Raw genomic sequence first — 18,120 nt, forward strand, 5'->3', positions numbered from 1 at the left:
ATGCAAACTCAAAAACGGTAACTGACACCAAGGGTAAAGCCGGAGATATCCAAATCTTGCATACCTTGGTGTCGGTAACCGGCATTTACAGCCATGCCGTTATTCCAATCATACTGCCAACCGGCTTCCAGCACATAGCCAATACCATTATCATGTCCTAATTTGTTTCCATCGCGGAAAAACTTATAGCCAAAATAGGTTAAGCCGAGTTTACCGTACAAATAGCTATTTTCTGTTACCGGATAATAGCTCTTGGCGGCAAATGTGACATTGGCGTATTCCAGTTCGTCGGCACCAAGGCCAAATAAAGACTTATTATTTTGGTTGCAGGTGAATTGGCGGTCGTTATCGTCTTTGCAATGCCAGTCGTCGAGATCAGCACCATTGGTATAGCCAAGCTCAAAAGTGAGTTTCGGCATAACCTGATAATTATAATAAAGGTAAGCTTGGCCAACTCCGTCACCGTCGAGACTGGAGCCGCGATAAGAGGCACTTGCTGCAGAAAAGTCGACACCAAGGCGGTGTAGCTCGTTATTTTGTTTAGCCTGGCCCGATAAACTCACGGCCAGCAGAGTGACACATCCTAAGGTTATTTTTTTCATCTTTTAATTCCATTGTGAAAACACAGCAAAAGTGTACTGCTTGGTATAACCTTGGTCTGTTAGCTAACGTTTAAGAACGGTAAGTAAGCGTTACTTAAGCGCTATATTCACTTACAAAATACTACAGAGTCATGCGCTTATTTTTTCTGATGGGCGCAGTAAATGGTAGTTACTTAGGGTCAATACGGTTAACAGTAAAGCGGTTAAGCCGCACCAAACATGGTGAATAACGATATGACTGGCTATAAACATGGGTATGTCCTGCCAGCCTTGCAGCAACAATAACTTTATGATTAAAGCCAGGTAAGCGAGAAGGTGCGCGACCATGGCTATGGTAAAAAGTTGCCGAAGTTTTTTGGTGACGTTGGCATCAAAACGCCTAGATAACAATCGCAGCAGGACACTAAAACCAGCGGCCAACGCAATGGTTACCATGCCCAGCCCCAACAGCGAAGTTTTAATTAATATCAGTGCCAATAACAATGGCAGAAAAGCCATAGACAACCATTAACTGTGTCAATAAAAGCAAAAGCTTATAATTAACTTGGTTGTTCGTCCAGACGATTAATTCTGCCCCTAGAGTAGAGATTTTCTGATGTTTAACTTTATACTAGGCTGCACTTTTAGGTATTTTGTAAATTAGTATTATAAATGGCTATATTTTCCGCTGGTGTTTCGCTATAAACACTAAGTGCATTGCATAATCAACAGATAAAATAATAACGAAAAGGTTAGGAACTAGGGAAAATGAAATATGCTTTTAAGGATTTTTTGTTCGACAGCAAAGAATTGACACTCCACAAAGACGATAAAAAGCTCAATTTAAAACAGAAGCCGGCTAAGATTTTAGCCCTGTTTTTAGCGGCTCCTGAAACCATCCATTGCAAAGAAGATATCCTGCATAGCGCGTGGCCCGAACGCAAGGTGACCGATCAGGTGGTGTTTCAAAATATTGGCCATCTGCGAGCGCTATTTGGTGATGACGCCATTAAAACGTTTTCACGTAAGGGCTATCAGTGGCAAATTCCTTGCTCAGTGGTATCAGAGCAAGCACACAGCGACCCAGCACCAGCACAAAGTACAGAGGGTGATACACAGCCCTCAGTGAAGGCTGAAGAGGCTCCAGTAAAAGGGGAGAACAAGTTGCCACTATTGGGCTTGGCTGGCGCTGCATTAGCCCTTGCAGCAGCGGTTTACTTTAGCGTTTCTTAATGCCATGAAGACACTCTACATCACCGGAGCCGGGGTAAGCGCACAAAGTGGTATACCGACATTTCGTGGTGAAGATGGTTATTGGACTATTGGCTCGGCGAATTACACGCCGCAGCAAATGGCTACACGGGCCATGTATAAACAGCACCCCAGTGAGTTTTTACAGTGGTATTATCAGCGTTTTGTCCGCTATCGCCACCATGGCCCCAACCGCACGCATCTGTGGTTAAAAGATAAATGCCTGATCACCCAAAATATTGATGGCTTAGATGGCAAAGCTGACAATCGAGATTACATCGCCATTCATGGTCGAGTTGATCAGGTGACGCCATTTCACACTCAGGGTGAGATGGTGACACCGCAACCAGCGCCTTGGGATGAAGTGGACGACAGTGCACTGGCCTCATCACTGCTTGAGCTGTTTAAAATTGGCGCTAAAGGACCGCAAAAGGGCGTCTCTTTGAAGCCTTATGTGCTGTTATTTGATGAGTTCTATACCGATTTATATCGCATTTCTGAAGCCCAAGCACAGATGCACAATGCCGATAAAATGGTGTTTATGGGCACGTCGTTTAGTGTCAATATCACCCAAATGGCACTGGAAATTGCTAGGCTAAATGACATTGCCATCGAAGTCGTAGACCCTCACCCAGCGGCGATTATGCACAATAAGGTCACTTACCATCGTATGACGGCCAACGACTACATCGATAGTCTTGGTGGTTAAAGACTCGCTTCAGCGCTGTAGTAGGTGGTCAATAAAAAGCGTTTATAACTACTTAATCGTTGTTGTTGTTTTAAGTGTGACTCAATAACACTGGCGTTATGGTTCATTAGCGTATGTGGGCCGCGGCGCTCAATTTCTATTAACCCCAACAAAGCACTCAGCTCCTGAATGGCTAACGCGTCGGTGTTTGGGTTTAATGCTAGGTAGCACTCTAGCGGGGTTAACTGCTTATTATTTCTTTGCCACAAAGCCTGTTGCAGCTGTTCTTTACTCTCAAAGTGCAACAGTGTCCTCAAGTAGTTCAGGCCATTATCTTCGGCACTGAGTGTCGCCAGCAGCGTATGTAATATATTGTTGCCTTGTTGATTTTGCCGGGTAACTTGCTCAGTTTGGAGCAGTGGGGCGCTAAAGAATGCGAATTTTTCCAATGAATTAATCGCCCCGATCATGGTGTCGGGGAAATTCGCAGCTTGTAAACACACAGTGGCGATATCTTGATAGTGGCCATACAACTTATCGTTGCTTTGAGTACTTTGAAAAAGAAACTTCAGCGCTTCGACTTGCGCGGCAATGTCGCCAGATGAGAAAGCCGTTTTGATTTTATCGACATCTGCGCTTTTTAAGGCCACTAAGAAGTGGGTTAAACGGTTATTAGACATAAACCAAGCCATGCGTTAACAAATATGCAGTTATGATAGCCTATTATGTACTGTTTTGGCATGCTTTTAGGGTTGGGATAAACTTATGCTTCAGCCTACTTGGAAACCCTAAGACCACTACAGAAAGTTACGCTCAAATTTACTTAGCAGGTAAGGCTTAAGCCGAGCACCACCTAGCGCTATCAGTATCATTGTCAGCAATAGCCAAATCGGGCGATTACCTTGCTCGGCATACCAACTGACGCCAGAGATAAGCTGTACGTCGGTCTTCAAAACGTTGGCGGCAAATTGTGGGATGGTTTGCTGAGAGTGGGCAATCGGATCATAAACACCAGTTACCCCATTGTTGGTAACTCTCACCAGCGGGCGTTGCAGCTCCAGAGCACGCATTCTGGCAATCTGCATATGTTGATGAGGGCCATGAGAGTCGCCAAACCAGGCATCGTTACTGACTGTGAATAACAGATCTGATTGTGCCTTAAAATTGCCTCTGACCAGCTCGCTAAAGGCAATTTCATAGCAAATGGCAGGCAATACATGCAAACCATTGGCAAGTAAGTTAGGTTGTACTTCTGCGCCGCGAGTAAAAGATGACATGGCTAAGTTAAACAGCGGAGCGATGGGGCGTAACAGCGCTTCAAATGGCACAAACTCACCAATTGGCAGTAATTGATGCTTTTGATAACGATTCTTGTGTAAGTAGTGGTATTGTCCTTCGCTGTCCAGCTTTTCTTTTTTGCCCAAAGTAATTAGCGTGTTGTATGCGGTTTTAGTGGCAAACTGATAATCGGGGATACCTGTGATCAAGGCGGTATCATTAAATGCGGCGGCTTTATCAAGTCCTTCTAAAAACGGGTAGGCGATGTCCTCAAATTCAGGGATAGCGGCCTCAGGCCACACCACTAAATCGACGTTTTGCCAATGTTTACGAGTCATATCGCGGTATTTCGACATGGTGGGCCAAAACTGTTCAGGCTGCCAACGCAGACTTTGTTTAATGTTGCCTTGCACCAGCAAAGTGGTAATTGAGTGGCCAGAATAATGGGTGGGCGATTGACTGAAATAGGGCACACTGAACAAGCCCAGTAACACAGCAACGCCGGCCACGGCAAAGTGAAATGCTCGCTTAAGCAGCAAGTAATACAGAACACAGGCCATAAATACGGTGATTAAAGTTAAGCCAAACTCACCCACCCAAGGGGCCAATACATTCAGCGGCGAATCGGTGAGTGAATAACCAAAACTCAGCCAAGGGAAACCCGTTAATAGGTGGCCTCGTAGCCATTCAGTCACGGCAAAGCCAATGACTAGTGCACCACTGCGCTGCCACGGCGAATGCCTAAAGTAATGACCAAATAACAGTGCCAAAGTCGGGTAAATAGCAAGGTAAGCACAAAGTAGTGCCATTAATAGTATGGAAATCGGCAGCGGTAGACCGCCGAATTCAGCAATGGACACGTGGACCCAGCTGATCCCCGCTGCAAACCAGCCAAAAGCAAATAAAAATGCGTATTTAGCAACGTGTTTGGCATGGCCATTATCAGTAAGCCACAATGCCAAAGTAAGGCAAAGAATGGTCAGCGGCCACAGGCCAAACGGGGCGTATGCAAAGGTAAGCACACAGCCAGCCAACAAGGCCAGCCATGCAACTTTATCTTGTGCTAAAGCGCTTAACTTAGAAGCTAGAGTCTTCAACATGTTCAGATTTAGGTATACTTACTTGAATTTGTAAGATCCTCCGGTTGTCGGAGTTAGTTACCTTAAACTGAAGGGGATCTATATCTATGGTTTCACCGCGGCTAGGCATATGACCAAAGGCATGCAAAATAATACCGCCAATGGTGTCAGCTTCTTGGGTGTCATAATTGGTATTAAAGAACTCATTAAATTCATCCAGCGGCGTTAAGGCTTGCACGGTATAAACGTGCTTTGACAGCTGGCGAATATCTTGTTGATCTTCATCATCATCGTGTTCGTCTTCAATCTCACCGACGATGGTTTCTAAAATGTCTTCGATGGTAACGAGACCAGAAACACCACCGTATTCATCGATTACGATGGCCATATGGTAGCGCTTCTGACGAAACTCATTCAGTAGCGTATCAACCCGTTTACTTTCTGGAACCACAACGGCTGGGCGCAGGTATTCACGGATCGCAGGGAGCTCGGTTTCATCGCGTAAAATAAGAGGGAGCAGATCTTTAGCCAGCAAAATGCCTTCGACGTGATCTTTATCTTCACATATCACCGGAAAGCGTGAGTGCGAAGACTCCACCATCATGGGTAATTGCGCAGCCAGAGACTGATCAACATCAAGGGTGATCATTTGCGAACGCGGGATCATAATATCGCGTACTTTCAGTTCAGAGACACTCAGTACACCTTCCATCATGTCCTTGGTTTCAGGATCGATAAGCTGGCGCTCTTGCGCATCAGCAATGACCTCAGCCAGTTCTTCTTTGTTTTGGGGTTCCCCTTGCAGCATCTGTGTGATGCGTCCCAGCCAGGTCTTGCTAGAAGAACCCTGACTACTTTGCGAGTTATCGTCGCTCATTAGTTATGTCTGCTCCGTTTATTAACAATCGTCTCTGTAAGGATCGGCGATATCCAAAGTGGCAAGTATTTGCTTCTCAATGGTTTCCATTTCTACCGCGTCCTGTTCATTTATATGGTCAAATCCGAGTAAATGCAAGCAGCCATGGATCACCATGTGAGCAAAATGGTCATGAAACGTCTTTTCTTGCTCTTGTGCTTCTTGTAGTACCACTGCCGGAGCAATAATTAAATCACCAATAAGTGGCAATTCAATTCCCGGTGGGGCATCAAATTCAAAGGATAAAACATTGGTTGGCTTTTCTTTGCCACGGTATTGGCTATTAAGCTCTTGGCTTTCGGCGTTTTCGACTAAGCGAATGGTCATCTCTGCTTGTTCGCGAAAAGAGCTTAGCGCATGCTCAGCCCAGCGTTGAAACTGCGCTTCTGAAGGTAAGTTGGCAAACTCGCAGGCCAGTTGTAAGTCTAGGGTTAGTTGCAACTACTTATCCTCGGTTGATTGCTGCTTTGCCTGATATTTGGCAGCTTTGGCTTGACGTTCTTGTTCTTCTTTTTTCTCGTAGGCTTCTACGATTCTAGCCACCACTGGGTGTCTGACCACATCATGAGACTTAAAGAAGTTGAAAGAAATTTCATCCACTTCACTTAATACTTCTACCGCATGACGCAAGCCTGAGCGAGCACCTCGAGGTAGATCGATTTGCGTGATATCACCGGTGATAACGGCTTTGGAATTAAATCCAATCCGAGTCAGAAACATCTTCATTTGTTCTGTCGTGGTGTTTTGGCTTTCATCAAGAATAATAAAGGCATCATTAAGAGTACGACCACGCATATAGGCCAGTGGTGCCACTTCAATCACGTTTTTTTCGATTAGCCTTTCCACTTTCTCAAAGCCCAGCATTTCAAACAAGGCGTCGTAAAGTGGTCGTAAATAGGGATCGATTTTCTGGGTTAAATCACCTGGTAGAAAACCCAGTTTCTCACCAGCTTCAACCGCTGGACGGGTAAGCAAAATACGGCGTATTTCTTGGCGTTCAAGGGCATCAACTGCTGCGGCAACGGCAAGGTAGGTTTTACCGGTACCTGCAGGGCCAACACCAAAGGTAATATCGTGGTTTAAGATATTTGCCACATATTGGCTCTGATTTGGGTTGCGTGGCTTGATCACGCCACGGCGAGTTTTAATGTAAACCTCTTTGTCCCATACCGAAGGAGCTTCTTGCTCTAAGACATTCGCTTCTGTAATGGCAAGGTGCACCTGATCTGGCTCAATTTCATGCATCTTTCCTTTAACAGGCTGAGTTTCAACATATAAAGATTTTAGAATGTCTACAGCGGCTTTAGCAGTAACCACTTGACCGGTTACTTTAAACCAGTTGTCACGATGGGCAATCTCCACCCCTAAGCGTCGCTCTATTTGTTTTAAGTTTTCGTCGAACGGGCCACACAGGGAGGAAAGTCGATGGTTATCGGCGGGTTCTAAGTAAATTTCTATATTCTTTAACTGATTACTCAAAATGTCTTCCTATATAAATCACGCTAGCCGAAGCTAGCGTGTAATGTAAAGCTAAGGGGTAAAAGTCGCAACGCCTATGGCGTTGGCTTCAGGCTCTTGTGGCGCTTTGTTTAAGATGTCTGAAGGTTTAACATCGCGACGTAGGTCCATCTCTGCCTCGGTGCGAATGAGTTCGCCGCGCAATGAATTAGGTAGCGCCTCGGTAATACGTACATCAACGAATTGACCGATCACAGAATGTGGACCTTCAAAGTTTACTACGCGGTTATTTTCAGTACGGCCACGCAGCTCCATAGGATTTTTCTTCGACGGGCCTTCTACTAGGATGCGCTGTTCGGTGCCGTGCATCTTACGGCTAATATCTTGCGCCATTTGATTAATACGGTTTTGCAAAATATATAAGCGTTCTTTTTTCTCAGACTCAGCAACATCGTCAGGTAAATCCGCTGCTGGGGTACCTGGACGCGCTGAATAGATAAAGCTAAAGCTCATGTCAAAACCAATGTCGTTAATCAGGTTCATGGTTGCTTCAAAGTCGGCATTGGACTCACCAGGGAAGCCGATAATGAAGTCTGACGACATACTTAGGTTAGGGCGGATCTTACGCAGCTTACGAATGGTAGACTTGTACTCAAGCGCCGTATGACCACGCTTCATCAGATTCAAGATACGGTCCGAGCCACTTTGTACCGGCAGGTGTAAATGATCGACCAACTCTGGCACATCGGCATAGGCTTCGATGATATCGGGAGTAAATTCCACAGGGTGTGAAGTGGTGTAACGAATACGGTCAATACCATCAATGGCAGCCACATAACGTAATAAATCAGAGAAATAACAGATTTCACCATCGTGCATTTCACCGCGGTAGGCATTAACGTTTTGACCCAGTAAGTTAACTTCACGTACGCCTTGCTCAGCAAGCTGAGCCACTTCTAAAATCACGTCATCCAATGGCCGGCTTACTTCTTCACCGCGAGTGTAAGGCACCACGCAGAAAGTACAGTATTTCGAGCAGCCTTCCATAATAGAAACAAACGCCGTTGGCCCTTCCGCTTTTGGCTCTGGCAAACGGTCGAACTTTTCAATTTCAGGGAATGAAATATCAACCACTGACCCTTCTTTATCTTGCACTTGACGGATCATTTCTGGCAGGCGGTGTAATGTTTGCGGACCGAAAACAATATCAACAAAAGGCGCACGTTGACGAATAACATCGCCTTCTTGTGAAGCCACACAACCACCAACGCCAATCACTAGATTTGGGTTGGTGTCTTTTAATAGCTTCCAACGACCAAGTTGGTGGAAAACCTTTTCTTGCGCTTTCTCACGTATCGAGCAAGTGTTGAGTAGGATCACATCAGCCTGCTCAGCTGCTTCAGTAAGCTGATAGCCATTTGTAGAATCCAAAAGATCCGCCATTTTCTGGGAGTCGTATTCATTCATTTGACAACCCCAGGTTTTAATATGCAGTTTTTTACTCATTTAAATATTGCCTCGTTTACAACTCGGTATTTAGCACTACGCGTTTCTCGTGTGGGCGATGCTGAATTGATATCATTATGCCTAAAGGACGCGTATTTTATATGACCTATCTTGTCTAGCCAAGTATAGATTTTAACTTTCAAAATGTGGATCAACAGATGGGGTTTTAAGCCAACATCAAGTTTGATATAGGTTACAATGCACTAGGACTCAAAAAAGTGGAATATGGCATGAAAAACAAAGCACTGATTGTTGGCGGCGGTATGGTTGGCGCGGCCGCTGCGGTAAAACTGGCAAAACAAGGTATTAAGGTAACAGTGATCGAACAAAACCCCATTTCTGCTGAGCAAGTGCTTAACAGTAATGAAGTAGATATTCGTGTTTCAGCCATTAATCGCTTTTCTGAGCAGTTACTTGATGAGCTCCAGGCAATGCCTTTGTTGAGAAAGACCAGAGCAGCGCAATACAAACAACTTGAAGCCTATGAATCGAAACCAGGTCAGTTGGTGTTTGATTGCCAAGAGCTGAACAGTTCACACTTAGGGCATTTAATTGAAAACAAGCTGATCCAGGCGGCATTGTGGCAGCAGTTTGCGGCGTTAGACATTGATGTGGTATCACCCCAAGGCTTACCTGTGGCGATCACTCGAGACAGTGATAGTATTACCGTTTCTTACTCTACTCAGCAGTTTACTGCTGATGTATTGATTGCCGCAGACGGTGGCCGCTCCATAATACGGCAAATGGCTGGCATTGGTGTCACCGGCTGGCAGTACGATCAGCATTGTATGGGGGTGTTAATTAAACTGGATGCGCCGCAACAAGAAAAAACTTGGCAGCAGTTTAAACCTTCAGGTCCCATTGCGTTCTTGCCTATGCAATATCCTTACGCCAATCTCATTTGGTATGACAACGGCAATAAGTTAAAGCAACTCAAGCAGCTCGATCACAAGGCCCTAAAGGAACAAATCAAGGACACGTTTTTTGAGCTGCCTGGCGACTTTGATATTGAACAAGTGGCTGTATTCCCTCTTGCCCGCCAACATGCCAACACCTATGTAGCCGAGCGCTTAGTATTAGTAGGTGATGCGGCACACACCATTAACCCGTTAGCAGGGCAGGGGGTTAACCTTGGCTTTAAAGACGTACAGGCATTAGCTCAAGCGTTAGAAAGCCAGGAAGATATTGGCAGTTTAAAAGCGTTAAAAACTTATGAGTCTGAGCGCAGGAAAGGTAACTTATTGATGATGAGCATGATGGATGCCTGTTATTTTGGTTTCTCTAATCAGCTGGGGCCGTTAAAACATCTAAGAAACCTTGCGTTAAACCTTGGAAACAAGGCCGGCCCGATTAAAAAGCAAGTGCTAAAACATGCCATGGGTGGCGTGGGGTTCTGATTGCAGTTTAAGTAAATAGTAATGTCGATTAATACTAGCAATAAATCCGCAAAGTATACCCTACCGCCGCTTACCCTGGCGGCGGATTAAATTCTAATCTATTCACCTGTGACATAAGCTCACCGATTTCAAATTGGCCTTCAATTTTGAGCAGCCAGCGGCTATCGGCATTTAAAATATACGCGGTTTGATTTCCTGAAGCCCTGATTGAAGAAAAAACATGATTCCCTTTGTCGCTAGCGGTGAACAGGTTAGCTTCGTCAATTAAGCCGAATACCCGATGTAATTTCTCTCTGTCGTTGCTGTGTATATCAACGTTTTCATTTAATAGCTGATTCAAGAAGGTTAAGGGCTGTAAATCGTATTTTTTTGGCAAACCGGCTAAAGCGCTTGAGCTAGACATTAGGCTTAACCTCAACTTTTCTTGCTCACCATTGATTAATATAGAGTAGGAGCCATTAGCAAAGGTATTAAATGAAATTTTGTCCACCTGGCTTTGAGAAAGGCAATAGCTAAAGTGTGTCAGCGAGAGTTCGATTTGAGGTGGTAAGCAGGCATTATTCGCAGCATAGGTTGTATTCGATGCTAATGCACAGGTAAGTAAGAGAAAAAGACGCTTTAACACGGTTATTCCTTGCAGCGATAAAACTTAAGAATAACGGATACAACATTAGCCTGAGATGAACGAATGAAATATAATTAGAAAGGATGATAATAAATGGTGCGGAAGGAGAGACTTGAACTCTCACATCCGAAGATACTGGAACCTAAATCCAGCGCGTCTACCAATTCCGCCACTTCCGCACATTATTTCGCATCTGTGTAAGGGAACCTAAATCCAGCGTCTACTTCAAGACATCTGGCCAATTCCGTCACTTCCGCACATTATTTCGCATCTGTGTAAGGGAACCTAAATCCAGCGTCTATTTCAAGACATCTGGCCAATTCCGCCACTTCTGCACATTATTTTGGTGTATATAACTATATTGCATCTCAAAAGAGATGGCTGGAGTACCAGGATTTGAACCTGGGAATGGCGGGATCAAAACCCGCTGCCTTACCGCTTGGCGATACTCCAGCAATAGAGGTAAGCTCAAAACAAATTTTTAACCCAGTATTTGAATCTGAGGTGGATGAGTGAGGGATCAAAACCTCTCTCTTCTCTGCCTTACCGCTTCCACTTCGTGTCGAGACGATACCCAGCAATAGAGGTAAGCTCAATGTTTTAGTTCTGATTGAAAGAACATGGTGCGGAAGGAGAGACTTGAACTCTCACATCCGAAGATACTGGAACCTAAATCCAGCGCGTCTACCAATTCCGCCACTTCCGCACAACTTTTTGCATCTGTGTAAGGGAACCTAAATCCAGCGTTTATTTCAAAACATCTGGCCAATTCCGCCACTTCAGCACAACTTTTTGCATCTGTGTAAGGGAACCTAAATCCAGCGTCTATTTCAAGACAACTTCCAATTCCAACATTACCAGAAAAATGGTGGCTATGCCCTGATTTGAACAGGGGACCCCATCATTATGAGTGATGTGCTCTAACCAGCTGAGCTACATAGCCATGGCTGGAGTACCAGGATTTGAACCTGGGAATGGCGGGATCAAAACCCGCTGCCTTACCGCTTGGCGATACTCCAACGAAAATTTCAAATCAATAACTTGTTGAACCCAGGATTTGAAGCTGGGGGTGGATGAGTGAGGGATCAAAACCTCTCTCTTCTCTGCCTTACCGCTTCCACTTCGTGGCGAGGCGATACTCCAACGAAAATAAAATCTGTTTTAATTCTGATTTAAAAGAATATGGTGCGGAAGGAGAGACTTGAACTCTCACATCCGAAGATACTGGAACCTAAATCCAGCGCGTCTACCAATTCCGCCACTTCCGCATGGCTGGAGTACCAGGATTTGAACCTGGGAATGGCGGGATCAAAACCCGCTGCCTTACCGCTTGGCGATACTCCAACGAAAATAAAATCTGTTTTAATTCTGATTTAAAAGAATATGGTGCGGAAGGAGAGACTTGAACTCTCACATCCGAAGATACTGGAACCTAAATCCAGCGCGTCTACCAATTCCGCCACTTCCGCATGGCTGGAGTACCAGGATTTGAACCTGGGAATGGCGGGATCAAAACCCGCTGCCTTACCGCTTGGCGATACTCCAACGAAAATTTCAAATCAATAATTTGTTGAACCCAGGATTTGAATCTGGGGGTGGATGATTGAGGGATCAAAACCTCTCTCTTCTCTGCCTTACCGCTTGGCGATACTCCAACGAAAATAAAATCTGTTTTAATTCTGATTTAAAAGAATATGGTGCGGAAGGAGAGACTTGAACTCTCACATCCGAAGATACTGGAACCTAAATCCAGCGCGTCTACCAATTCCGCCACTTCCGCACAACTTTTTGCATCTGTGTAAGGGAACCTAAATCCAGCGTTTATTTCAAAACGTCTGGCCAATTCCGCCACTTCCGCATTTTTGAATCAACTAAATTGATGAGTTTTGGTAGTAATTAAAGCATGGTGGCTATGCCCTGATTTGAACAGGGGACCCCATCATTATGAGTGATGTGCTCTAACCAGCTGAGCTACATAGCCATCTCTTTAATTTCTCATCATTGCTGATGCGGGGCGTATTATGCGTATATGCCCCGAAGCCGTCAACACCTTTTTTGCAAAATTTCCGCTAACATAGTTTGTTTGCAGATAAATTAAGCGAAACGGCCTGTTTTTATATCAAACCCACATACCTACTTGCAACTATTTCACATCAGTTTAGCAAATCCAGTCTTGATTTGATGAAAACAAAAAAGGAGCTGGCGCTCCTTTTTTAATTAAATGGTGTGTTATGCTTTGCGCTTACTGCTAGCAATACTTACACATTAAATAAGAAGTTCATGACATCGCCGTCTTTAACGATGTAGTCTTTGCCTTCTTGGCGCATCTTGCCAGCATCTTTAGCGCCAGCTTCACCACGGTATTCAATGTAGTCTGCAAAGCCAATGGTTTGAGCACGAATAAAGCCACGTTCAAAATCGGTGTGGATTTTACCAGCGGCCTGTGGTGCTGTAGCACCAATTGGAATAGTCCAAGCACGTACTTCTTTTACGCCAGCCGTAAAGTAAGTTTGTAACTTAAGTAGCTCATAGCCGCCGCGAATAACAAGGTTTAAGCCAGGCTCTTCTAAGCCTAAGTCATCCATAAACTCTTTTTTGTCTTCGTCTTCAAGTTCTGAAAGCTCAGCTTCAATTGCAGCACAAACAGGAATCACCACGGCATCTTCTGCAGCCGCAATTTCACGCACTTTGTCTAGGTAAGGGTTATTTTCAAAACCATCTTCATTGACATTAGCAATGTACATGGTTGGTTTAATCGTTAAGAAGTTAATGTAGTCAATGGCTGCTTTTTCTTCTTTGCTCAGCTCTAACGAGCGTAGCGTCAACCCTTCATCTAAATGCGCTTTTACTTTATCCAATACTGTCAGTTCAAATTTGGCATCTTTGTCGCCACCTTTGGCTTTTTTGGCATTACGCTGCATAGCACGATCCGCGCTGTCCATATCCGCTAGCACTAGCTCAGTGTTAATAACATCAATGTCTTCTGCAGGGTCTATTTGACCAGCTACGTGAACAATATTTTCATTTTCAAAGCAGCGAACTACGTGGCCGATGGCGTCGGTTTCACGAATATTAGCAAGGAATTGGTTACCCAGTCCTTCACCTTTTGATGCGCCTTTTACTAAGCCTGCAATATCTACAAACTCCATAGACGTTGGAATAACGCGCTGTGGATTGACGATCTCAGCAAGCTGATCAAGACGTGCATCTGGTACAGGGACGACACCAGTGTTTGGTTCGATAGTACAAAAAGGAAAGTTTGCGGCTTCAATACCCGCCTTCGTCAATGCATTAAATAATGTAGATTTACCAACATTTGGTAAACCAACAATGCCACATTTAAAACCCATAGTGTTTATTCCTAAATTTTACCCAGCCGATATTAAGTCGTTTAACTGCCATGCAAGGCAATCGCTGGGTTAACTCAATCAATCGCAGCAGTGAACCTGTTACGGTTTAAAAGAATGTAGTCTATTTTGCGCTTTTAACACGCCATCTTTAGCCAAAATTTCCATACAACGAACTGCTTCGTCAATGGCATCTTCAATTTTCTGCTGATCTACTTGCGGTGCCTTACCTAGCACCCAACCTGTGACCTTATCGCGATGTCCTGGGTGGCCAATGCCGATCCTAAGGCGCATAAACTCTTTGTTATTAGCCATTTTAGCGATGATGTCTTTTAAGCCATTGTGGCCGCCGTGACCACCGCCTTTTTTTAGTTTAGCGATACCGGGATCTAGATCCATTTCATCATGCGCAACCAGAATATTCTCCACAGGGATCTTATAGAAGTTGGCAAGACTAGCCACTGCTTTACCACTTAAATTCATATAAGTTGTGGGGATTAATAATTTGAATTCTTGATTGTTAATAAGCACTTTGCCAGTGAGGCCGTGATGCTTAGAGTCCGGTTTGAGAAGGCAGTTGTAACGTTTGGCGAGTTCTTCGATGAACCACGCACCAGCATTATGACGGGTGTTTGCGTATTCGGGGCCTGGATTAGCCAGGCCCACAAGCATTTGAATAGTACTCAAGGTGCTAACACCTTAACTATTACTCAGCTTCGTCTTCAGCAGACTCTTCTTCAGCAGGAGCTGCTTTAGGAGGGTTTACTGTAACAACAGCTTGGTCGTGGTCTGCACCTTTAGCAAGCTCAACTGATGCAACACCAGCTGGGAATGTGATATCTGTTAGGTGAAGTGTTTGACCAACTAGTAGTGAAGACACGTCAACTTCGATGAACTCAGGAAGTCTTGCAGGAAGACAAGTGATTTCAATTTCAGTTAGTTGGTGAACAATAGTGTTACCCGCTTTAGTGATAGCTTCTTCGTTGATGAAGTGTACTGGCACCTTAGTGTGGATCTTCTGACTAGCATCAACACGTTGGAAGTCTAAGTGAGTGATCTTAGGCTTGAACGGGTGGCGTTGAATGTCTTTAAGGATAGCTTCAACAGCATCATCACCAATGTTTAGTGTAAGAATGTGAGTGTAGAAACCCTCATCTTCTTGCATCTTAAGTACTTTGTTGTGATCAAGTGTTAGAGAAACTGCATCTTTACCTGCACCGTATAGGATAGCAGGAACTTTATCAGCGCGACGTAGGCGGCGGCTCGCACCAGTACCTAGGTCATTACGTACTTCAGCGTCTAGTTTGTATACAGACATGGATTGTCTCCAAATAATTTAAGTTAATGTGTCAGAGAGTTCGCGACCAAACTCCCTGCCTAAAAAAGGCGCGCTAATATAACACTAACCCACCACTAATGAAACCTTATAAACAAAAAAAGCACCATAACAGGTGCTTTTCCACATCGGCTTACTGGTCAACGCTTAGTGTTGAAACATCGCCGAGATAGATTCTTCATTACTGATGCGACGGATTGTTTCAGCCATCATATCGGCAAGCGTTAATACTTTGATGTTATCAAGCGCTTTAAGCTCATCAGAAAGTGGAATAGAGTCAGTGACGATCACTTCGTCGATAACTGAATTGCGTAGATTCTCTGCCGCATTTCCTGATAACACTGGGTGGGTAGCATAAGCAAATACGCGTTTTGCACCATGTTCTTTCAGTGCTTCAGCTGCTTTACATAAGGTACCGCCAGTATCAATCATGTCGTCAACAATAATACAGTCACGACCGGCTACATCACCGATAATATGCATTACTTGCGAGACATTCGCTTGTGGGCGACGCTTATCAATAATTGCCAGGTCTTTGTCGTCGAGTAGCTTAGCGATTGCACGAGCGCGCACCACACCACCAATATCAGGTGATACCACCACAACGTCTTCGAACTGACGTTCTTTCATGTCTTCAATCAGCACAGGGCTGCCGAAAACATTATCAACTGGCACATCGAAGAAACCTTGGATTTGTTCAGCATGTAGGTCGACAGTTAGAACACGGTCAACGCCCACGCTAGAAAGGAAGTCCGCCACTACTTTTGCAGTAATTGGCACACGCGCAGAGCGTACACGGCGGTCTTGGCGAGCATAGCCGAAGTATGGAATAACGGCTGTAATACGGCCAGCAGATGCACGACGTAGCGCATCAACCATGACGATTAGCTCCATTAGGTTATCATTAGTCGGGGCACAGGTTGATTGGATGATAAAGACATCTGAGCCACGTACGTTTTCGTTGATTTGTACGCTAATTTCACCGTCGCTAAAACGGCCAACAACGGCATCACCTAACTCAATAAACAGACGTTTTGCAACTTTTTGAGCTAACTCGGGTGTTGCGTTACCAGCGAAGAGCTTCATGTCGGGCACGGTAGGGTTCCTCAGGCACTGAATTTTTTGGACTAACATGCAATGACAATGAACTGACAAAGTCAAAACAAGCTAACTTAAACAATCTACTTCTAGTTTTTCCAAGCGCGTAACTGTCGATGACAGATTGACTCACTTGTATTTTGGGCAACAAAGCCTCGCCAAGATGATGGTAGTAATTCGAGCACACGCAGCGCTGCCTCGCGCGTTTCAAATTCCGCGAAACAACAAGCTCCAGTACCAGTCATTTTGGTTGGTGCATATTTTAGCAACCACGAGAGGGTCTTTTCAACCTCGGGGTAAAGCTTTTTGACAAGAGTTTGACAGTCGTTACCAGTCTCCTCGAGGCGCCAAGTACTGGAAAGTTTAGGCGTATTGCGAGGAAGATCTGGGTGTGTAAACACCGCCGCGGTGCTGACATGCACCGCTGGAGCCACCACCAAATACCACTTCTGTGGTATTTCAACCGCTTCAAGTTGTTCGCCAACACCATGGGCAATGGCCGTTTTACCGGCAATGAAAACCGGCACGTCGGCACCGAGTTTAAGGCCTAACTTTGCTAGATCAGTAAGCGATAAATTACATTGCCAGAGCTGATTCAATGCTAATAACGTGGTGGCTGCATCCGAAGAGCCTCCGCCGACGCCACCTCCCATAGGCAGGTTTTTGGTCAGCTGGATGGCAACACCGGCGCTGGTTTGCTTGAAAGGCTCCAGCGTTTTAGCCGCCTTGTAAATAAGGTTATCGGCAGTGGCAATACCTGCAACATCCCCGCTTAGTTGAATATCCTCTGACGCTTCTGTGCGCGTAAAGGTGAGTTCATCGCCATAGTCTAAAAACGTAAAAAGCGTCTCCAGTTCATGGTAGCCATCAGCACGGCGACCGTTAATGTGTAAAAATAAATTCAGCTTAGCAGGGGCGTTGAGTGTTACTGTGGTCATGAAAACTGCCATGAAGTGATTAATACTTTGACCTTAATACTGGCCGATGAAAGCACCATGCGACTGGGAAGCCACATGCCGTCTTGCATTTTATATTGTTGGTATTGGATTTGCCAAATTCGACCCTGCGGACTTTGCCATTGGGCCTGTTTAAGTCGGCCTTGCTCGTCTACTTCGCTGGTTTCGCTCGCCATTAAGCCTGTTAACCATTGTGGCGCCTGGTTTACTGGTAACGATAAGCCACTTAAGCGTCTGACTAAGTCGCTGCTATCCATGCCTTTGTGGGTTTTATCTTCAAACGTCAGTTGCGAATGACTGGAAAGCTCCTTTAATTCAAAAATACGCGTGCCAACAAAACTAGTTAAAATTAAATTTTGTTTATTATCATTGAAATACCAATTAAAGTTAGTGGACTGGCGGTTGTCTGGGGCGATAAAGGCAAGTTTTCCCCTTGCTTGCCAGTTTTGCTGTTGTTGTAACTTAGTTTGCCACTGTGAGGTAGGCTTTTGCTCCGCTAAACGTTGAGCACAACCCCCTAAAACAAATAAAAATATGAGTAAAATCAAATGAAGTTGTTTCAAAGGCTTTTCCTTACTTTCCATATTCGATTGATTTTTGGTAA

General features: G+C 44.8%; 18 protein-coding genes and 11 tRNA genes. 3 read left to right on the forward strand and 26 right to left on the reverse strand.

Translation table 11 applies throughout. From position 1 onward, the window contains the following. Positions 1-8: 8 nt before the first annotated feature. Positions 9-602 (reverse strand): outer membrane beta-barrel protein, encoded by a 594-nt coding sequence (locus R3P39_RS17105; protein ID WP_336568977.1) that lies wholly within the window; start codon positions 600-602, stop codon positions 9-11. Positions 603-731: 129 nt separating this feature from the next. Continuing rightward, positions 732-1,100: a hypothetical protein gene (locus R3P39_RS17110; RefSeq protein ID WP_336568980.1), complete on the reverse strand. Its 369-nt coding sequence runs from the start codon at positions 1,098-1,100 to the stop codon at positions 732-734. A gap of 249 nt (positions 1,101-1,349) precedes the next feature. Between R3P39_RS17110 and R3P39_RS17115 the strand changes: the two genes are divergently transcribed. Both R3P39_RS17115 and R3P39_RS17120 read left to right on the forward strand, forming a co-directional pair. After that, the gene (locus tag R3P39_RS17115; protein ID WP_336568981.1) at positions 1,350-1,814 is read left to right on the forward strand and encodes a winged helix-turn-helix domain-containing protein; all 465 of its coding nucleotides are present in this window, start codon (positions 1,350-1,352) and stop codon (positions 1,812-1,814) included. A gap of 4 nt (positions 1,815-1,818) precedes the next feature. Beyond that, on the forward strand, positions 1,819-2,541 hold the full coding sequence (locus tag R3P39_RS17120) for an SIR2 family NAD-dependent protein deacylase (protein ID WP_336568984.1): 723 nt from the start codon (positions 1,819-1,821) through the stop codon (positions 2,539-2,541). On the opposite strand, the gene R3P39_RS17125 is transcribed toward R3P39_RS17120, so the two are convergent. The 6 genes from R3P39_RS17125 to miaB form a co-directional block, all read right to left on the reverse strand. Continuing rightward, complete coding sequence (locus R3P39_RS17125) at positions 2,538-3,200, reverse strand: hypothetical protein (RefSeq protein ID WP_336568985.1); 663 nt, start codon at positions 3,198-3,200, stop codon at positions 2,538-2,540. The two genes, R3P39_RS17120 and R3P39_RS17125, sit on opposite strands and share 4 nt — an antisense overlap. A 117-nt stretch (positions 3,201-3,317) precedes the next feature. Continuing rightward, positions 3,318-4,898: an apolipoprotein N-acyltransferase gene (gene lnt, locus R3P39_RS17130; protein ID WP_336568986.1), complete on the reverse strand. Its 1,581-nt coding sequence runs from the start codon at positions 4,896-4,898 to the stop codon at positions 3,318-3,320. Beyond that, positions 4,876-5,754, reverse strand: a complete 879-nt coding sequence (gene corC, locus R3P39_RS17135) for a CNNM family magnesium/cobalt transport protein CorC (RefSeq protein ID WP_336568987.1) — start codon at positions 5,752-5,754, stop codon at positions 4,876-4,878. Before corC ends, lnt begins: the two co-directional genes overlap by 23 nt. 21 nt (positions 5,755-5,775) lie before the next feature. Then, complete coding sequence (gene ybeY, locus R3P39_RS17140; protein ID WP_336568988.1) at positions 5,776-6,234, reverse strand: rRNA maturation RNase YbeY; 459 nt, start codon at positions 6,232-6,234, stop codon at positions 5,776-5,778. Then, entirely contained in the window at positions 6,235-7,272 is a 1,038-nt protein-coding gene (locus R3P39_RS17145) for a PhoH family protein (protein ID WP_336568989.1), read from the reverse strand. A gap of 51 nt (positions 7,273-7,323) precedes the next feature. Further along, a complete protein-coding gene (gene miaB, locus R3P39_RS17150; protein ID WP_336568990.1) occupies positions 7,324-8,757 on the reverse strand; it encodes a tRNA (N6-isopentenyl adenosine(37)-C2)-methylthiotransferase MiaB in 1,434 nt (477 codons plus the stop codon). Positions 8,758-8,987: 230 nt separating this feature from the next. Between miaB and R3P39_RS17155 the strand changes: the two genes are divergently transcribed. Beyond that, positions 8,988-10,154, forward strand: a complete 1,167-nt coding sequence (locus tag R3P39_RS17155; protein WP_336568991.1) for an FAD-dependent oxidoreductase — start codon at positions 8,988-8,990, stop codon at positions 10,152-10,154. Positions 10,155-10,224: 70 nt separating this feature from the next. Here R3P39_RS17155 and R3P39_RS17160 read toward each other — a convergent pair whose 3' ends face one another. The 18 genes from R3P39_RS17160 to lolB form a co-directional block, all read right to left on the reverse strand. Next, on the reverse strand, positions 10,225-10,779 hold the full coding sequence (locus tag R3P39_RS17160; RefSeq protein ID WP_336568992.1) for a hypothetical protein: 555 nt from the start codon (positions 10,777-10,779) through the stop codon (positions 10,225-10,227). A 94-nt stretch (positions 10,780-10,873) separates the two neighbouring features. Continuing rightward, positions 10,874-10,958: transfer RNA gene (locus R3P39_RS17165), tRNA-Leu, on the reverse strand. 199 nt (positions 10,959-11,157) lie between these two features. Continuing rightward, positions 11,158-11,232 (reverse strand) — tRNA-Gln (locus tag R3P39_RS17170). Positions 11,233-11,400: 168 nt separating this feature from the next. Continuing rightward, positions 11,401-11,485, reverse strand: a tRNA-Leu gene (locus R3P39_RS17175). Between the two features lie 160 nt (positions 11,486-11,645). Beyond that, positions 11,646-11,722, reverse strand: a tRNA-Met gene (locus R3P39_RS17180). 1 nt (position 11,723) lies between these two features. Continuing rightward, positions 11,724-11,798: transfer RNA gene (locus tag R3P39_RS17185), tRNA-Gln, on the reverse strand. A gap of 164 nt (positions 11,799-11,962) precedes the next feature. Next, a tRNA-Leu gene (locus R3P39_RS17190) sits at positions 11,963-12,047 on the reverse strand. 1 nt (position 12,048) lies between these two features. Further along, positions 12,049-12,123 (reverse strand) — tRNA-Gln (locus tag R3P39_RS17195). A 40-nt stretch (positions 12,124-12,163) separates the two neighbouring features. Beyond that, positions 12,164-12,248 (reverse strand) — tRNA-Leu (locus R3P39_RS17200). A 1-nt stretch (position 12,249) separates the two neighbouring features. Further along, positions 12,250-12,324 (reverse strand) — tRNA-Gln (locus R3P39_RS17205). Positions 12,325-12,474: 150 nt separating this feature from the next. Next, positions 12,475-12,559: transfer RNA gene (locus R3P39_RS17210), tRNA-Leu, on the reverse strand. Positions 12,560-12,683: 124 nt separating this feature from the next. Continuing rightward, positions 12,684-12,760: transfer RNA gene (locus R3P39_RS17215), tRNA-Met, on the reverse strand. Positions 12,761-13,037: 277 nt separating this feature from the next. Then, complete coding sequence (ychF, locus tag R3P39_RS17220; protein ID WP_336568993.1) at positions 13,038-14,129, reverse strand: redox-regulated ATPase YchF; 1,092 nt, start codon at positions 14,127-14,129, stop codon at positions 13,038-13,040. Between the two features lie 99 nt (positions 14,130-14,228). Further along, positions 14,229-14,813 carry an aminoacyl-tRNA hydrolase gene (gene pth, locus R3P39_RS17225; RefSeq protein WP_336568994.1) on the reverse strand — a complete coding sequence of 195 codons (585 nt, stop codon included), beginning with the start codon at positions 14,811-14,813 and terminating at the stop codon, positions 14,229-14,231. Positions 14,814-14,832: 19 nt separating this feature from the next. After that, on the reverse strand, positions 14,833-15,444 hold the full coding sequence (locus R3P39_RS17230) for a 50S ribosomal protein L25/general stress protein Ctc (RefSeq protein ID WP_336568995.1): 612 nt from the start codon (positions 15,442-15,444) through the stop codon (positions 14,833-14,835). A gap of 165 nt (positions 15,445-15,609) precedes the next feature. Continuing rightward, the gene (locus R3P39_RS17235; protein WP_336568996.1) at positions 15,610-16,557 is read right to left on the reverse strand and encodes a ribose-phosphate pyrophosphokinase; all 948 of its coding nucleotides are present in this window, start codon (positions 16,555-16,557) and stop codon (positions 15,610-15,612) included. Positions 16,558-16,649: 92 nt separating this feature from the next. Beyond that, positions 16,650-17,498, reverse strand: coding sequence for a 4-(cytidine 5'-diphospho)-2-C-methyl-D-erythritol kinase (gene ispE / locus R3P39_RS17240; protein WP_336568997.1), 849 nt, complete (start codon positions 17,496-17,498; stop codon positions 16,650-16,652). After that, positions 17,495-18,079: a lipoprotein insertase outer membrane protein LolB gene (gene lolB / locus R3P39_RS17245; RefSeq protein WP_336568998.1), complete on the reverse strand. Its 585-nt coding sequence runs from the start codon at positions 18,077-18,079 to the stop codon at positions 17,495-17,497. Before lolB ends, ispE begins: the two co-directional genes overlap by 4 nt. Positions 18,080-18,120 lie beyond the last annotated feature (41 nt).

The organism is Pseudoalteromonas sp. UG3-2, assembly GCF_037120705.1.
In the GTDB taxonomy this organism is placed as follows: domain Bacteria; phylum Pseudomonadota; class Gammaproteobacteria; order Enterobacterales; family Alteromonadaceae; genus Pseudoalteromonas.

Bases quoted from the DNA above. Each gene is read 5' to 3' on its own strand.
- R3P39_RS17105 (WP_336568977.1), bottom strand. From the start codon at position 602: ATGAAAAAAATAACCTTAGGATGTGTCACTCTGCTGGCCGTGAGTTTA.
- R3P39_RS17110 (WP_336568980.1), bottom strand. From the start codon at position 1,100: ATGGCTTTTCTGCCATTGTTATTGGCACTGATATTAATTAAAACTTCG.
- R3P39_RS17115 (WP_336568981.1), top strand. From the start codon at position 1,350: ATGAAATATGCTTTTAAGGATTTTTTGTTCGACAGCAAAGAATTGACA.
- R3P39_RS17120 (WP_336568984.1), top strand. From the start codon at position 1,819: ATGAAGACACTCTACATCACCGGAGCCGGGGTAAGCGCACAAAGTGGT.
- R3P39_RS17125 (WP_336568985.1), bottom strand. From the start codon at position 3,200: ATGTCTAATAACCGTTTAACCCACTTCTTAGTGGCCTTAAAAAGCGCA.
- lnt (WP_336568986.1), bottom strand. From the start codon at position 4,898: ATGTTGAAGACTCTAGCTTCTAAGTTAAGCGCTTTAGCACAAGATAAA.
- corC (WP_336568987.1), bottom strand. From the start codon at position 5,754: ATGAGCGACGATAACTCGCAAAGTAGTCAGGGTTCTTCTAGCAAGACC.
- miaB (WP_336568990.1), bottom strand. From the start codon at position 8,757: ATGAGTAAAAAACTGCATATTAAAACCTGGGGTTGTCAAATGAATGAA.
- R3P39_RS17155 (WP_336568991.1), top strand. From the start codon at position 8,988: ATGAAAAACAAAGCACTGATTGTTGGCGGCGGTATGGTTGGCGCGGCC.
- ychF (WP_336568993.1), bottom strand. From the start codon at position 14,129: ATGGGTTTTAAATGTGGCATTGTTGGTTTACCAAATGTTGGTAAATCT.
- R3P39_RS17230 (WP_336568995.1), bottom strand. From the start codon at position 15,444: ATGTCTGTATACAAACTAGACGCTGAAGTACGTAATGACCTAGGTACT.
- ispE (WP_336568997.1), bottom strand. From the start codon at position 17,498: ATGACCACAGTAACACTCAACGCCCCTGCTAAGCTGAATTTATTTTTA.